Source organism: Streptomyces sp. NBC_00019, from assembly GCF_045041015.1.
Lineage (GTDB): Bacteria > Actinomycetota > Actinomycetes > Streptomycetales > Streptomycetaceae > Streptomyces.
In genome coordinates, this window is record NZ_CP108302.1 from 1,016,387 (window position 1) to 1,031,271 (window position 14,885).

15 protein-coding genes are annotated in these 14,885 nt (G+C 68.8%); 8 read left to right on the plus strand and 7 right to left on the minus strand.

Translation table 11 applies throughout. From position 1 onward, the window contains the following. Window positions 1-8 precede the first annotated feature (8 nt). A complete protein-coding gene (locus tag OHU89_RS04990; RefSeq protein WP_405640152.1) occupies window positions 9-845 on the minus strand; it encodes an endonuclease/exonuclease/phosphatase family protein in 837 nt (278 codons plus the stop codon). A gap of 128 nt (window positions 846-973) precedes the next feature. Between OHU89_RS04990 and OHU89_RS04995 the strand changes: the two genes are divergently transcribed. Beyond that, a complete protein-coding gene (locus OHU89_RS04995; protein ID WP_405640154.1) occupies window positions 974-2,479 on the plus strand; it encodes a hypothetical protein in 1,506 nt (501 codons plus the stop codon). 54 nt (window positions 2,480-2,533) lie between these two features. Here the strand turns inward: OHU89_RS04995 and gap are convergent, their stop codons facing one another. The 3 genes from gap to OHU89_RS05010 all read right to left on the minus strand — a co-directional run bounded on the left by gap (window position 2,534) and on the right by OHU89_RS05010 (window position 5,273). Beyond that, window positions 2,534-3,532, minus strand: a complete 999-nt coding sequence (gene gap, locus OHU89_RS05000; protein WP_266897245.1) for a type I glyceraldehyde-3-phosphate dehydrogenase — start codon at window positions 3,530-3,532, stop codon at window positions 2,534-2,536. A gap of 108 nt (window positions 3,533-3,640) precedes the next feature. Further along, complete coding sequence (locus OHU89_RS05005; RefSeq protein ID WP_405640156.1) at window positions 3,641-4,597, minus strand: GlxA family transcriptional regulator; 957 nt, start codon at window positions 4,595-4,597, stop codon at window positions 3,641-3,643. Between the two features lie 100 nt (window positions 4,598-4,697). Continuing rightward, entirely contained in the window at window positions 4,698-5,273 is a 576-nt protein-coding gene (locus OHU89_RS05010; protein WP_405640158.1) for a hypothetical protein, read from the minus strand. A 214-nt stretch (window positions 5,274-5,487) separates the two neighbouring features. Between OHU89_RS05010 and OHU89_RS05015 the strand changes: the two genes are divergently transcribed. Next, on the plus strand, window positions 5,488-5,883 hold the full coding sequence (locus OHU89_RS05015; protein WP_405640160.1) for a GNAT family N-acetyltransferase: 396 nt from the start codon (window positions 5,488-5,490) through the stop codon (window positions 5,881-5,883). Between the two features lie 63 nt (window positions 5,884-5,946). Here the strand turns inward: OHU89_RS05015 and OHU89_RS05020 are convergent, their stop codons facing one another. Then, on the minus strand, window positions 5,947-6,483 hold the full coding sequence (locus OHU89_RS05020; protein ID WP_405640162.1) for a hypothetical protein: 537 nt from the start codon (window positions 6,481-6,483) through the stop codon (window positions 5,947-5,949). A gap of 281 nt (window positions 6,484-6,764) precedes the next feature. On the opposite strand from OHU89_RS05020, the gene OHU89_RS05025 reads away from it, so the two are divergent. Then, window positions 6,765-7,553 carry an FHA domain-containing protein gene (locus OHU89_RS05025; protein WP_266897231.1) on the plus strand — a complete coding sequence of 263 codons (789 nt, stop codon included), beginning with the start codon at window positions 6,765-6,767 and terminating at the stop codon, window positions 7,551-7,553. 20 nt (window positions 7,554-7,573) lie between these two features. Further along, entirely contained in the window at window positions 7,574-7,960 is a 387-nt protein-coding gene (locus OHU89_RS05030) for a hypothetical protein (protein WP_405640164.1), read from the plus strand. A 51-nt stretch (window positions 7,961-8,011) separates the two neighbouring features. On the opposite strand, the gene OHU89_RS05035 is transcribed toward OHU89_RS05030, so the two are convergent. Beyond that, a complete protein-coding gene (locus tag OHU89_RS05035; protein WP_405640166.1) occupies window positions 8,012-9,112 on the minus strand; it encodes a hypothetical protein in 1,101 nt (366 codons plus the stop codon). A 147-nt stretch (window positions 9,113-9,259) separates the two neighbouring features. On the opposite strand from OHU89_RS05035, the gene lpdA reads away from it, so the two are divergent. After that, complete coding sequence (gene lpdA, locus OHU89_RS05040) at window positions 9,260-10,663, plus strand: dihydrolipoyl dehydrogenase (protein ID WP_405640168.1); 1,404 nt, start codon at window positions 9,260-9,262, stop codon at window positions 10,661-10,663. Between the two features lie 186 nt (window positions 10,664-10,849). Beyond that, entirely contained in the window at window positions 10,850-11,428 is a 579-nt protein-coding gene (locus OHU89_RS05045; protein WP_405640170.1) for a hypothetical protein, read from the plus strand. Between the two features lie 18 nt (window positions 11,429-11,446). Here OHU89_RS05045 and OHU89_RS05050 read toward each other — a convergent pair whose 3' ends face one another. Next, the gene (locus tag OHU89_RS05050) at window positions 11,447-12,505 is read right to left on the minus strand and encodes a P1 family peptidase (protein WP_405654313.1); all 1,059 of its coding nucleotides are present in this window, start codon (window positions 12,503-12,505) and stop codon (window positions 11,447-11,449) included. Between the two features lie 93 nt (window positions 12,506-12,598). Here OHU89_RS05050 and OHU89_RS05055 point away from each other — a divergent pair, with 93 nt between their 5' ends. Continuing rightward, window positions 12,599-13,846 carry a MalY/PatB family protein gene (locus OHU89_RS05055; RefSeq protein WP_405640172.1) on the plus strand — a complete coding sequence of 416 codons (1,248 nt, stop codon included), beginning with the start codon at window positions 12,599-12,601 and terminating at the stop codon, window positions 13,844-13,846. A 235-nt stretch (window positions 13,847-14,081) separates the two neighbouring features. Beyond that, complete coding sequence (locus OHU89_RS05060) at window positions 14,082-14,609, plus strand: DUF1062 domain-containing protein (protein WP_405640174.1); 528 nt, start codon at window positions 14,082-14,084, stop codon at window positions 14,607-14,609. Window positions 14,610-14,885 lie beyond the last annotated feature (276 nt).

Genomic DNA, 14,885 nt, shown 5'->3' on the forward strand with positions numbered 1-14,885 from the left:
GGCACGACCTACGCAGGGTCCAGGTCGGCCTGCAGCGGTTTGTGGTCCGAGTACCGGCTGGGGTGCACGCGGTGCGTGAGCGAGGTGATGCCCCGCAGGAAGACGTAGTCGAACTTGCTCTGCCAGTCAGTGGTCGGCTCGCAGACACCCATGGACGAGGGACGGCACTGCGGGTCGGTGTCCATGGCCAGCGCCCAGATCGGGGACAGCTCGGGAGCGTCCGGCACGGCGTTGAAGTCGCCGAGGACGATGGCACGGTCATGGCGGGCGATTTCCTTGGCGAGTACGCCGACCTGCTCCGCCCGAACCTCTTCCTGCCGTCGTTGAGCAAGGTGCGTGTTGAAGACCCGGACAGCCTTGCCGCCCACCCTGGTGGTGACGGCCATGTAGCCGCGGTCCTCGGATCCGCCGTCGGGGTACTCCACGCTGACGCGATCCGTCATCGGAGCCGCCGACAGAAGCGCCTGACCGTAGCCTCCCGGATTCCACGGCGCTCCCCCGCAGCGGCCCCAGTTCTGCAGAACCGACCCGTACTCGACGTGGTAGACCAGCCCGAAAAGGCTCTCCAGATAGTCGCGGATCTTCTTCACGTCAGGCGCGCACGCCTCCTGCACGGCAATGACCTGCGGCGCGTACTCGGCGATCTCCGCCGCCCGATCGACGTTGCTCTCCTCGCACGGGTTGCACAGATTCCACGTCATCACCCGGTTCGCAACGACCTTCTTGACCGCACCGGCAGACACCGACTTGCCGAAGAGAGCACTGCCCACCGCACCGTGGCCGACGAGCGCCCCACAAGCCACGATCACCGCGCCGGCGAACAACCGCGTGCCCCTACCGAACACGGACGCCTCCCCAATGTGGACACACACAGCACTGACGGCCTCATGTACGAGGCTATGACACGAAGTCGTCAACAACCCATGCTTCTGCCCCGACTCGAAACCGTGACATCAGATGGCAGGATGCTCCGATGTCCACCTCACCCCTGATGGAACCGTGGCTGCGGGGCGTGGCAGCCAACTCGTCCGCGCCGTCCGAGGTGTTGCTGCGGCTGCTGGACACGACAGCAAGCACAGCCTGGACGGTCCTGTGCGAGCAGCGTGAGCTGCCCGCTGACGTCGTCGACGCGGTGATCGCGCATCCGCGGCGGGAGATCCGCAGAGCGCTCGCTCGTAACCGTCATGTCGCTCCCACACAGCGCGGTCGACTGGTCGACGATGCCGACGCACGCGTACGCGGTTCCCTCGCCGGGGGTCCTCGCCCGCGGTTCGGCAGGGTCGAAGCACTGCCTGACGACGTCTTGGAGACCTTGCTGACAGCGCAGGACGCCCCCGGCGCCGCTCCGTTCCTCTCGGCCACCGAGATCGGGGAGGAGCTGGGATTCTCCGGACAGATCCCGTCGTCCTTCCGTCGCAGGATGGCCGGCCACACGAACCCCGGACTGCGGGCTCTGGCAGCGCGGCTGTGGACGTGGCTCAGCCCAGCTCAACGCGCGGACCTGCTGGCAGACCCGGATCCCGCGGTGCGCGACGCCGCACGCGATCACAGCCGAAGTCTGGATCCTGCGGCGATGGAGGCCGATCTGCCGGACCCGGACTGCCACCACCGAAGGGTCCTGCTCACCAATTACGCCGTCTCCCGCACCGTGGTCGATGCGTGCCTCGCCGAGGATCGAAACCTCTGGGGTCTGGCTCACAATCCGTACACGCCCGCCGATGCCGTACTGCGGCTTGCACGCCACCGTGATCCCAGGATTCGTGAACGCATCGCCAGCAGGGCCGACCTCGATCCCTCGACACTGGCGGAACTGTCCCAGGACACCAACGAGACGGTGCGGATGCGGGCGCGGATCCAGACGCTGCCGCGCACCTGGGAGCAGCGCGATGCCATCGACCGAGTTGCCCAGCGCTCCGCCGAGGATGTCGGGCCGGTCGCCGAGATGTTCCTGGAGCCGGACACCGGCTGGTACAGCACCTGCGCGAGGTCCGAGCATCCGCTGCTGCGCCGAGTCGCCGCGACCTGCCCCGGACTTCCCGAGGCACTCGTGGACCTCCTGGCGGACGACCCCGATACGGACGTACGGCACCTGCTCGCCTACAACCACCCGCTCGCGTCCGCCAGGACGGTTCTCGACGCCTTCATCGCCACGCCCCGGCAGCGCCCGTACCTGTTGACACTGCCGCAACTGCCCCGGACCGGTCTGGAGGACTTCCTCGGTCACGAGGATCCGGAGGTACGAGCACGGGCGGCCGCCGACACAACACTGCGGCAGCCGCCCGTCCACTTGCTCACCGATCCCGACGCCCGTGTCCGCCTGGCCGCCGCAGGCAACCCTCTTCTGCCGGCCGAACTCGTCTCGACGCTGCTGCAAGGGCCGGAAACCGCGGAAGGAGCCGCGGCCAACCCGAGCCTCTCTACGGAGCGCCTCCACGAACTGCTCGACCTCTGCGGGCTGCCCGCAGCGGACGCGCCATAGCCTGATGGCTGCGTGGCACGGCCGCCGGAGACGGGATGCCGCCCCGGCGCCCGGTCAGCCGGCGGCGAGGAGCTCCAGCGTGTCGATCACGCGGTTGGAGAAGCCCCACTCGTTGTCGTACCAGGCGACCACCTTGACGTGGCGGCCGTCGACGCGGGTGAGGGCCGAGTCGAAGATCGACGAGGCGGGGTTGCCCACGATGTCGGACGACACGAGCGGGTCCTCCGAGTACTCGAGGACGCCGGCGAGCGGTCCCTCCGCGGCGGTGCGGTACGCCGCGAGTACGTCGTCGCGGGTCACGTCGCGGGCGACGGTCGTGTTGAGTTCGACGATCGAGCCCACCGGCACCGGTACGCGGATCGAGTCGCCCGACAGCTTGCCTTCGAGGTTCGGCAGCACCAGGCCGATCGCCTTGGCGGCGCCGGTCGTGGTGGGCACGATGTTGACGCCGGCGGCCCGGGCGCGACGGGCGTCGCGGTGCGGACCGTCCTGGAGGTTCTGCTCCTGCGTGTAGGCGTGCACCGTCGTCATGAACCCGTGCTCGATACCGGCGAGGTCGTCGAGCACCTTGGCCAGCGGCGCGAGCGCGTTGGTGGTGCAGGAGGCGTTCGAGACGATCGTGTGCACGGCCGGGTCGTAGGAGTCGCTGTTGACCCCGAACGCGAGCGTGACGTCGGCGCCGTCCGACGGCGCGCTGACGAGCACCTTCTTCGCGCCCGCGTCGAGGTGCGCGCCGGCGGCCTTGGCCGAGGTGAAGCGGCCGGTGGCCTCCAGGACGATGTCCACGCCGAGTTCGGCCCACGGCAGCTGTGCCGGTTCGCGCTCGGCCGTCACCGTGATGCGACGGCCGTCGACGACGAGGGCGTTCCCGTCGACGGTCACCGGTCGACCGAGCCGGCCTGCGGTGCTGTCGTAGGCGAGCAGCCGGGCGAGCGTGGCGGGCTCCGTGAGGTCGTTGACGGCGACGATCTCGAGGGCGCTGTCGCGTTCGAGCAGTGCGCGCAGCACATTGCGTCCGATGCGGCCGAATCCGTTGATGGCGATGCGAGTCATGAGTGGTGTCCCTTCCCTTCACCACCAGGCTCGCTCGCGGCGCCTGTCGCTGACAGTGGCGAGATCGCCATGGTTCAAAAGGATCCCGCCATACGGCGCCGGGCGAGATTACTCACCCCGGGTGAAGGTGCGCCGGTACTCGCTCGGTGTGGTGCCGAGGATGCGCTGGAAGTGCAGGCGCAGGTTCGCGCCGGTACCGAGGCCGACGTCGGTGGCGATCTGTTCGACGCTGCGCTGCGACCGCTCGAGCAGTTCGCGGGCCAGATCGATGCGGGCGCGCATCACCCACTGCATCGGCGTGTAGCCGGTCTCCTCGACGAAGCGCCGGGAGAACGTGCGTGCCGAGACCCCGGCCTCCCGCGCCAGTATCTCGAGGGTGAGCGGCTCACCGAGCCGGTGCAGCGCCCACTCGCGGGTGGCGCCGAAGCGCTCGCCGAGCGGCTCGGGGACGCTGCGCGGCACGTACTGGGCCTGGCCGCCGCTGCGGTAGGGGGCCGCGACCAGTCGGCGGGCCGCGTGGTTCGAGGCGGCCACCCCGAGGTCGCCGCGCAGGATGTGCAGACACAGGTCGATGCCGGAGGCGGCGCCGGCCGAGGTGAGCACGCTGCCCTCGTCGACGAAGAGCACGTTCTCGTCGACCTGGACGAGCGGATGCCTGGCCATGAGTGCCCGCGTGTAGTGCCAGTGCGTCGTGGCGCGTCTGCCGTCGAGCAGCCCCGTCGCGGCGAGTGCGAAGGCACCCGTCGAGATGGCGGCGAGCCGCGCGCCCCGGGCGTGGGCGGCGATCAGGGCGTCGACGACACCCTGCGGCGGGTCGTCACGGTCCGGGAACCGGTAGCCGGGGACGAAGACGATGTCGGCCCACGCGAGTGCGTCGAGGCCGTGATCGACGTGGTACGACAGGCCGTCGCCGCCGGTCACGAGGCCGGGCGTCGCGCCGCACACCCGCACCTCGTACGGCATGCTCGCGCGCGTCGTGAAGACCTGCGCGGGAATGCCGACATCGAGCGGCTTCGCACCCTCGAGCACGAGGACGGCGACGCGGTGAAGGCGGGAGGTCGGCACGGGCAAGAGGTTACGTGGGGTGTGACGTCGATTCGCCCATCGAATGGACCGGACAGACGAAGGTGAGCGGCTCCGGCCGGTCGGGCGGTTGCGAGTCTTCTCAGAGGGCCGGTTCAGGCCGGTGGATGCCACGCGGTCGGTAGCCGAGTGCGTCGGAGACACCGGCCAGGTCGGCGAGGTACCAGATGATGGCGAGCCACATCTCCGTACCCTGCAAGCCGGGTCGGGTGTGCCGATCGCCCGCGGTGGTGGGGTGCGGGGCGCGGAAGGCGAACCCTTCGCCGTCCACCCAGTGCTGGAGCTCGTCTGCCAGCAACTGCCGTGCCACGGAGACCACTTCGTCCGCGCGATACCCGGTGGCGCGGGTCAGCCACAGCGGATGGGCGATGTCCAGGATGTTGCAGGCGGTCTGCCTGTCGCGGCGGATGTAGCGGTCGTCGCGGGCGTGCCGGAGCACGGAGTCGATGGTCCGCTCGGGGTGGGGCACGGGCAGTCCGTACTGTGCGAACGTGCCGCGACTGGCGCGGTAGAAGCCGTTGACGACCCGCATCAGGCCGTCGGTGGCACTGGGTTCACCCCACAGGCCCGAGTGCGGGTCGATGTGGGTGAGCAGCCAGCCGAACAGGGCGTCGAGCGCTCCGGACCGTTCGCGGACTCCCTGACGGCGGTTCCACATGACGGCGGTACCCAGGGTGTCGACCCAGTCGCCGCTGTACCAGGGGTCCTCCCGCCAGGGCAGGGTCTCCAGGTGCTCGACGACGTCACCGGCGCTCAGCGCGGCGACGCTGTGCAGGGGGTGGGCGAACTCGCTGCCCAGCAGATCGAGCGCGTAGCAGATGCAAAGGCACGGAAAAGGCGGGCCCGGTTCTGATGGCCACTAGGTTCGGACCATGACGATCACGTATGAGTGGCGGGGCGACGTGGACAACTCGGCTCTCAACGAGCTGCATGCCGAAGGGTTCGGTTATCCGGTCGGGCAGACGGACTGGCGCGCCAGACTTCACCGTCACAGCCTCGGCTGGGTCTGCGCCTGGGAAGGCGATCGTCTGGTCGGGTTCGTCAACGTCGCCTGGGACGGCGGAGTCCATGCGTTCGTTCTGGATACGGTCGTGGCTCAGCGCAATCGTTCGCACGGGGTGGGAGCCGCGCTGATCAAGGCAGCTGCCGAGGGAAGCCGTGCCGCGGGGTGTGAGTGGCTGCATGTCGACTTCGAGGAGCACCTGCGGTCGTTCTACTTCGAGGCGTGTGGCTTCAGGGAGACGACAGCAGGGTTGATCGCCCTGTGACCCCGTAACCCTGCGTCTCCCGCTCCCTCGCGACGTGCACGGCTCTCTCGAAGATGCCGAGCGTCAGCCTTCGGTCGCGCGGGACATGGCTTCGGCGATCATGCGGGCGGCGAAGTCACGGTTGTCCGTGAGCCGGTTGATGTGCTCCGCGAGCAACAGGGCTGTTGCTTCCAGGGAGTTCATCTCGTCCTTCGTCCAGTCTCCGTACTGCTTGCGCCACAGGCTGGGGCTGAGTCCGGTGCCTGCCGCGACGACCAGGCCGGCCATGGTGGGGATGACCTCCGGACGGATGCTCTTGGGCATCATGCGCAGCGAGGCCACGAGGCCGGGCACCACGCACTCGATGACGTCCTTGCCGTGGTCCTCGTAGGCCATCCGCAGCCAGCGCATGAACATGTAGATGAGCGTGCAGGCGCCGTCCACCAGGTCATCGGCGTCCTTGGGGGCCAGTGACGCGGTGAACTGCTCGGTCAGCTGCTGCTGTAGGGGATCGGTCTCGGCCCCATCGCCGTACATGGCCTTCAGCCGGGAGTCGATCATCATGAGCGCTGCGCCCACATCGCCGGCGGGAGCGTACTGGGGGTCGCAGGGCGATGACACAGGATTCCTCCTCGGCCCACCGGGGGGCAACGCAGCGTGCCAGTACGGTAACCCAACGAAGAGGCGGCGGTCGATGCGCATCCATGTCCACTGGTGCGTGACCACGAGCCCTTTTCTCGCAAAGCATGGCGGCTGGATGCCAGAAATATCCGGCCAGAAGCTTCGCCATACGGAGGCGCCGCATCAGATTGTGGTGGGGAATGTCAGGTTCTGCGTGGGCCATAGATAAACCACCACGGCTAAACTTGACTTTTCCGCCTATTCCCAACGGGGGTGGGATCATGGCGAGTTATCCTGATCGCTCCGATCCCCAGCTTACGTTCATCCACCCGGCGCACCTGCACGGCTCCCCTCTCCGCCTGTCCGGCGCTCGATCAGTTCTGGGCCGAGATCCCGGCTGTGACATACGGATAGATGATCCGTATGTGAGCGGCAGACACGCCACGCTGAGTCGTTCCGGAGCGAACGTGGTCCTGGAAGACCTCGGTTCCGCCAACGGCACCCTGGTGAACGACCGCCCTGTTCACTCTCCACGGATGCTGCGCGACGGTGACGTGCTCACATTCGGGAGCGTGAGCATCCGATACGAATGGCACGAAAGTACTCCGGAGAGGCGTGCGGTCGTTCAGGGGACGGTTCTGATGCCGGCTGTGAACCGTGCTCCTCGATTCGATGTGGGTCAGCAGCATGGCGCGCACATCAACAATGTCGGCGGGCACCAGTACATCGATCAAAGACAGGAGAGTTTTCTCCGGCAGGTCGCCGCAGCTCGCACGAGAGCTCGAAGGATCGTGCTGTTCGGGTTCGTGCTGTTCTTGAGCGGATTCGCCGTCTTCGCATATGGAGTTCTGCGGTTCATGGGCCGTATTGGTGAGCCCATACCCGATGATCCCAATGACTGGCCTGAGCCGGGGGACATGCTCGGCACGGATATCAACGGCATTCCGGTGTTCCTTCTCGGCTGGGCAGCCGCACTCGTCGGCATGGTCCTGCTGGTGACCGGGCTGGTGATGCACATCATCGCTGCATCCCGTCAACGCTCGTTCGACGCGGCCTCACGCCGCTACTGAAGCACGCGAGAGGCTCCTCAGTGACCTTCAACATCGGCAGCCAACAGGGCAACATCAATAACGTCGCCGGCGACCAGACCATCCACGGCGGCCAGCACGGAGAGTTCACGGCGGCTACGGACCCGCGGGCCATGCTCGGTCTGCTGCGCTCGGAGCTCGATCGCCTTGGCCTCCCGCCCAATGTCGCGAGGCAGGTGAACGGTGAGGTCGCTTCCATCAGTGCCGAAATCGGCTCCCCCTCTCCGGATCGAACCACAGTGGCCCAGCGCTTGGTACAGATCGTCAGACTGGTGACGACGGCGGGTGCTGTTGTCTCCGCCGGCGGGGCACTCGCCGGAGTGCTGTCGTCGTTCGCGGGCTGGTTGGGTCCGCTCGGTGATTCCGTCCTTCACGCCATCGCACGCTAGATCTCCCGGTCGGCTCGGCCGCAGCCCGGTCCGTTCTCCGGCCGGCCGGACCTAGAAGAGGCCCGCTCGCCCGTGCTGAGTGAGGTTGTCGAGGATCTCGCGCAGCCACGGGGTGCGCACGGCCGGCAGTCGGGCCAGGGTGTGCTGGAACGCTCGCGGGTCGGCCCGGAACAGGTGGCGGGGGCGCTGCATGGGCAGGTCGTCGCGGAGGACGCCGTAGGGCAGGCTGCCCGACGCAGGGACGGGCAGGTCCGGCTCGGGGAAGACCAGCCACAGCCATACGCCGAACGGCAGCGGCACCGGGTACGCCGAGGTGGCCCTGTCCGGGGCCCAGGTCTCCCCCGTCCGGGGATGGACGGGTACGAGGAGGATGTCGGCGCCCGCGTCAGGGGTGGGCAGTCCCGGGCCGGCGAGGTCGGCGCGCCGCACCGGCGGACCCGCGGGCAGCAGGGTGTCGAGGGCGCGTTGGAGGACTTCGCTGGTGAGTCCGTCCGGGACGGTCACTCGTAGGCCCTCCGAAGCCACCAACAAGTGGGCGAGCGCCTGCCCGACCGCCGCCTCCCACTGTGGGTTCCATGACCACCAGCGGTTCGATCCCAGTCGTGATCCCCATGTGGTGATCGGCGCGAACGGGGGCGTTCCCTCGCCTTCCGCCATCAGCTCCGCCCAGGAAAGCGGTGTGGCGTCGTCGACGGGGAGGCGCCGCACGGCGTCCGGGGCGAGCCACACCGTCTGCCACAGCGAGCAGTCGTCGATCCGGGTCGCCACGAGCAGGCCGCACACCTCGCAGGCCATGTTGGGGCCGTCGGCTCCGTCGAGCCCGCAGCAGTAGCCGCCGCCGCGTCTCTCCGGGGCCAGCACGGTGCCGCGGGTGTCTCCGGGGGCGATGACGATCGCCCCCGGCGGGGCGTCGGACAGGACGGGGACGGGCGCGTAGATGCCCCGGGCCGCCGCCTCGTCCGGATCGATCTCCTCCCACGTCCGCCACGGCGGCCCCCAGGGCTCCGGATCCACGGCGAACGTGCCCGGCTCCATGAGCACCGGCAGCTGGAGCCCGTTCCCGAACTGCTGATGGGCGTGGGCCGGCAGGGGGACTTCGGACAGCAGGGTGGTCACTCTGGCCCCGCACCCCGCACACACAAAGACGAACAAATATCCTCCGCTTGAGAAACAGGGGCATCCTCGCAGCTGACCGTCGCACGTCCAACGTGACTCCCCCCACCCCGCCTTCCCATTACGTTCCGTGTCGGCGGATGATCGGGAATGTAACGATCGAGAACCTGGAGAGGCAGAAACCTCATGGATGACCGCTTCGACGTCGTCGTGCTCGGCGCCGGCCCCGGCGGCTATGTCGCCGCAATCCGCGCCGCCCAACTGGGCAAGCGTGTCGCGGTGGTGGAGGAGAAGTACTGGGGCGGGGTCTGTCTGAACGTCGGTTGCATCCCGACCAAGGCGCTGCTGCGCAACGCGGAGCTCGCCCACATCTTCACCCGCGAGGCCAAGACCTTCGGCATCAAGGCCGAGGGACAGGTGACGTTCGACTACGGCGAGGCGTTCCGGCGCAGCCGCCGTGTGGCCGACGGCCGCGTCAAGGGCGTCCACTACCTGATGAAGAAGAACAAGATCACCGAACTCGACGGCCGGGGCACCTTCCTGGACGCCAACACGCTGCAGGTCGCCCTGAGCGACGGGACGACCCGCACCATCGGCTTCGACAACTGCGTCATCGCCACCGGCGCCACCCCGAAGCTGCTGCCGGGCACCCGGCGCAGCGACCGCGTGGTCACGTTCGAGGAGCAGATCCTCGCCGAGGATCTGCCGGGCTCGGTCGTCATCGCGGGCGCGGGCGCCATCGGCATCGAGTTCGCCTACGTGCTGCACAACTACGCCGTGAAGGTCACCGTCGTCGAGTTCCTCGACCGAGTCGCCCCGCTGGAGGACGAGGAGGTCTCCGCCGAACTCGCCAAGCAGTACCGCAAGCTCGGCATCGACGTACTCACCTCCACCCGGGTGGAGTCGATCGACGAGTCCGGCCCGAAGGTACGCGTCACCGTCACCGGCAAGGACGGGGCCCAGCAGGTGCTGGAGGCGGACAAGGTCCTGCAGGCCATCGGATTCGCGCCGAACGTCACCGGCTACGGCCTGGAGAACACCGGCGTGGCACTCACCGAGCGGGGCGCGATCGACGTCGACGGCCGCGGCCGCACCTCCGTGCCGCACCTCTACGCCATCGGCGACGTCACCGCGAAGCTGATGCTCGCGCACACCGCCGAGGCGATGGGAGTGGTCGCCGCCGAGACGATCGCCGACGCGGAGACGATGGAACTGGACTATGTGATGATCCCGCGGGCCACCTACTGCCAGCCGCAGATCGCGAGCTTCGGCTGGACCGAGGCCCAGGCCCGCGCGAAGGGCTTCGACGTCAAGGTCGCCAAGTTCCCGTTCACCGCCAATGGCAAGGCGCACGGCCTGGGCGACTCCACCGGTTTCGTCAAGGTCATCAGCGACGCGACGCACGGCGAGCTCCTCGGCGCCCACATGATCGGCCCGGACGTCACAGAGCTCCTTCCCGAGCTGACCCTGGCCCAGCAGTGGGACCTGACGGTCCACGAGATCGCCCGCAACGTCCATGCCCACCCGACCCTCGGCGAGGCGGTGAAGGAAGCGGTGCACGGCCTGGCCGGACACATGATCAACTTCTGATCCGGCGCCGGACCGGGCCGGGCCGCGCGCCCTGTCCGGTCCCCGCCGCCGGGTCGGTCCGTGCGGACGGCCCGGGTACTCAAGGGGCTGATAGTGGGCCCTGCTCGAACAGCCGTATCAGTCAGCCGGATATCCTGCGGCGAGGCAACACACGCTCACCAGTCGCGCGTCTGACGGGGAGGAAGCATGAGGACAGTTCAGGTCGTGCCCGGCCTGTCCGTGGACGAGGAGCTCTTCGACGCCGCCGTCCATGGGCTCGAACAGTTCGCGCCGTCCGAGTCGCTCACCTGGGAGGACTTCACCTCCGAGGATCGGTGGCTGCTCGTGCCCGACCCCGACGGCCGCGGCTACAAGGCCGAGTTGGTGCTGCGCCGGGAGGAGGACGCCACGGTCAAGGTGAACCTGTGGATGGCGCCCGACCTGCGCGACGGTGCGAAGCCGCAGCCCCACAACCATCCGTGGGAGTTCACCGCGCACATCCTCGCGGGCGGGTACACCGAGCAGCGCTACGAGCTGGTCGACGGCCAGGTCGTCACCGAGACCCAGGTGCATGAGGCGGGCGGGACGAATCACATGCCCCTCAGCTCTTTTCACGAGGTGACGCACATTCAGGTGCCGGGCCGGACACTGACGTTGATGGTGTGCGGGGCGGGACGGCAGGGCGAGTGGGGATACCTCGACCCGGGCACCGGCGAGGTGGAACCCAACCGGCCCGACCCCGGCTTCCGGGAGCGCCTGGTCGCCCTCAATCCGCGGATGCGCTGACCCGTACGCCCGGGCTCGTCACCCGAGCACAGCGAGCAGCGGTGCCGCGGGCAGAGCGTGGCGTGTGTCGCCGTAGGGGCCCGTGGTCGTGGTGGCGGTGAGGAGGGAGTTCAGGACGGCTTCCTCCACTGCGTCCAGAAGGGCGCTGAAGAGGGGGTCGAGGGTGTCGTCGGGGACCACGGCGGGGCCGGCGGGTGTGCCCAGGGGGCGGGTGCCGAAGGCCAGGCCGTAGTCGCCGCTGCCGTGGCTGTATGCGGCGCCGACCCTGGCCAGGGCGTAGACGGCGCGTCGGGCGAGCCTGGTCAGTTGGCGGGCGTCCAGGGGTGCGTCGGTCGCGGTCACGATCATGCAGGAGCCGGTGTCGGGGACGGGGCCTGCGGTGGGCAGGCCGACGTCGGCGGGGGTGATCGTGCGGCCGTGGACGCGCAGCGTGCCGCCGAAGTTGGCCTGGACGAGGACGCCCAGGGTCACCTCTCGGCCCGCCAGCGGGAGACGGCGCGAGGAGGTGCCGATGCCGGCCTTGAAGCCGAGCGCGGTGAGCCCCGTGCCGGCACCGACGCAGCCCTCGGGCACCGGGCCCCTGTGGGCGGTCTCGAGTGCGGAGCGGACGTGTTCCTCGTGGACCGGGCGCGAGCGGATGTCGGACAGGAGGCCGTCGTTGCACTCCCCCACCACGGGGTTCAGGCTCCGCGCACCGGCTGTCCCGGGCTGTTCCAGCAGCCAGCCGACCAAGGCGTCCGCGACCCGGAAGGCGGACAGCGTCGAGGTGAGCAGTACGGGGGTCTCCAGCGCGCCGAGTTCGGCGACTTGAGTGCTGCCCAGCAGCTTGCCGTAGCCGTTGCCCGCGAACACGCCGGCCGGCAGCGGGCTTGCGGGGCCCACACCGTCAGGGACGATCGCGGTGACACCACTGTGCACGCGCGGCGCATCGATCAGTGTGGTGTGCCCTACGCGAATGCCGGGCACGTCCGTGAAAGTGTTGTGCGGTCCCGTAGGCACGTCACCGACGCCCAGACCGAGTTCCCGGGCCCGGCGAGGAGCTTCGGGTGAGGGCGAGGACAGGGGTGGGTCAGGCATGCGCATGATCGGCACAGTAGCCAAAGCATCGTATGACGTGGGTAGCCGCTCATCCGGCTGCGGCCCCGGTGTCCCCGGGCATCGGAGCGCGTCATGACCGAGCCCGGGCCCACGCAACACGACCCCGCTGCCGGCGAGCCCCACCGGACGGATCCCCTCGCCCGGCTCACCCTGGAGCAGCTGCGGCGGCGCACCAGCATGAAGTGGCGTACCCATCCCGAGGACGTACTCCCGTTGTGGGTGGCGGAGATGGACGTGCCGCTCGCCGCGCCCATCGTCGAGGCGCTGCACTCGGCGCTCGACCTCGGCGACACCGGATATCCCTTCGGGACCGCCTACGCCGAGGCCCTCGCCGCTTTCGCTCACGAACGGTGGCGATGGGACGGGCTGCGCGTCGAGCACACCGCGATCGTGCCCGACGTGATGATGGGCATCGTCGAAGTGCTGCGGCTGATCACCGATCCCGGCGACGCGGTCGTGGTGTGCCCGCCGGTCTATCCGCCCTTCTACGCGTTCGTCGGCCACGACGCCCGTGAGGTCGTCGAGGCTCGCCTCGGTCCGGACCTGCGGGTCGATCCGGAGGCGCTGGAGGATGCCTTCGTACGGGCTCGGCGCGGGGGCCGTCGGGCCGCGTTCCTGATGAGCAACCCGCACAATCCGACCGGTGTCGTCCACACCCGCCAGGAGCTGGAGGCTGTCGCGGCGCTGGCCCGCAGGCATGGTGTGCGGGTGGTGTCCGACGAGATCCACGCTCCTCTGGTGTTGCCGGGCGCCACGTTCACCCCGTTTCTGAGCGTGCCCGGTGCCGAGAACGCGTTCATGCTGGCCTCGGCCTCCAAGGCGTGGAACCTCGCGGGTCTCAAGGCCGCCGTGGCCGTCGCCGGTCCCGAGGCCGCCGACGAACTCCGGCTCCTGCCGGAGGAGGTCGGCCACGGCCCCAGCCATCTTGGAGTGATGGCCCACACGGCGGCCTTCCGCGAGGGCGGGGACTGGCTCGACGAACTGCTGCTCGGGCTCGACGCCAACCGGCGCCTGCTGGGTGAACTGATCGCAGAGCACCTTCCCGACGTGCTGTATCGCCGCCCCGAGGGCACCTATCTGGCCTGGCTGGACTGCCGGCGGCTGGGGCTGCACGGTGATCACGGCACCGATGGGCCCGGTGTGGTGAGCGACGTCGCCGGACCCGCGAGGATGTTCCTCGACAAGGCCAGGGTCGCCCTCAGCTCGGGACACGTCTTCGGCTCCGGCGGCGAGGGACACGTACGCCTCAACTTCGCGACGTCGCCGGCCATCCTGCGCGAAGCACTGGCCCGCATGGGGCAGGCGGTACGCGACCTCTAGGTACACGACCGCCGGAAGCCGGCGGTGGGGCGCTCGAAAACCAGTGGCACAGCACCGAGTTGCGTCATTACGGTGCTGGCGAACCGAGTCGTCTGGGTAAGGACGTGCCGTTGTACACCGTGTGAGACCTCCCGAGAGCTGATCTGTCGCGCGTCGCGCATGTGCGCCGCGCTTCTTTTTGCTGCGGACTTCTCACTGAAACCGGTGTACTTCTGTGCTCGATAACTGGGTGGTCATGCCCACCTGCCTGCCGCTCGTTCTCCGCCGTTGCCACACGTGCGCGTCCGAGACCTTCCGGGCGAGCGGCAAGTTTCGCGTCAACGCCCATCACAAGCTCATCGACGCCTGGCTCCTGGTGCTCTGCACCTCCTGCGGGGACACCGCGAAGCTCACGGTCCTGGAGCGGGTCAACGTGCGCTCCGTACGACCTGAAATGCTGGACCGGCTGCATGACAACGACCTCGGCCTGACGGCCGAACTGCTTCAGCATCCGGTCGTCCAGCGCCGCAATCGCATCGCCCTCGACTGGGGCGACGCCTGGCGCCTCGACACCGGCGGATCGGATCACCTGGACCATGAGGTGCTCGACGTCTCGGTGCGCTTCGCGGCGCGGATCCCTGTCCGGCCGGTGCGACTGATCGCCGAGGGCTGCGGTCTTTCGCGGGCCGAGGTCGAGCGACTGATCGGGGAGGGGAGAGTCGTGTCGGCGGTCCGGCTGAGCGGCAAGCTCTCCGGCGACTTCACCTTCACCCTGAAGCGCTGACTCGAGGCCTCCTCGGGACCTGGGGCCCGTCCGGCAAGATCCGCCGGGCGGGCCCTGGGGGCCGCGCCCATGAGCCCGCGGCACGCGCCGGTTCCCGTCAGGACCCCTTGTCGATACGTCCTGACAAACCTATTGACATCACCAGTGGGGCGTTTCATAGTACGACGCAACTAGAGCGCGCTAGTAACGCGCTCTAGTACCCCTACAGCGGCACCCACCCTCCAATGCCGCACCCCTCACACCAAGATCCGCATCCCACTTCCACCCTGATCAGCA

Excerpts from the sequence above, each read along its gene's own strand:
- OHU89_RS05025 (WP_266897231.1), top strand. The coding sequence starts at position 6,765 with ATGGCGAGTTATCCTGATCGCTCCGATCCCCAGCTTACGTTCATCCAC.
- OHU89_RS05060 (WP_405640174.1), top strand. The coding sequence starts at position 14,082 with ATGCCCACCTGCCTGCCGCTCGTTCTCCGCCGTTGCCACACGTGCGCG.
- OHU89_RS05050 (WP_405654313.1), bottom strand. The coding sequence starts at position 12,505 with ATGCCTGACCCACCCCTGTCCTCGCCCTCACCCGAAGCTCCTCGCCGG.
- OHU89_RS05015 (WP_405640160.1), top strand. The coding sequence starts at position 5,488 with ATGACGATCACGTATGAGTGGCGGGGCGACGTGGACAACTCGGCTCTC.
- OHU89_RS05010 (WP_405640158.1), bottom strand. The coding sequence starts at position 5,273 with ATGTGGAACCGCCGTCAGGGAGTCCGCGAACGGTCCGGAGCGCTCGAC.
- gap (WP_266897245.1), bottom strand. The coding sequence starts at position 3,532 with ATGACTCGCATCGCCATCAACGGATTCGGCCGCATCGGACGCAATGTG.
- OHU89_RS05055 (WP_405640172.1), top strand. The coding sequence starts at position 12,599 with ATGACCGAGCCCGGGCCCACGCAACACGACCCCGCTGCCGGCGAGCCC.
- lpdA (WP_405640168.1), top strand. The coding sequence starts at position 9,260 with ATGGATGACCGCTTCGACGTCGTCGTGCTCGGCGCCGGCCCCGGCGGC.
- OHU89_RS04995 (WP_405640154.1), top strand. The coding sequence starts at position 974 with ATGTCCACCTCACCCCTGATGGAACCGTGGCTGCGGGGCGTGGCAGCC.
- OHU89_RS05045 (WP_405640170.1), top strand. The coding sequence starts at position 10,850 with ATGAGGACAGTTCAGGTCGTGCCCGGCCTGTCCGTGGACGAGGAGCTC.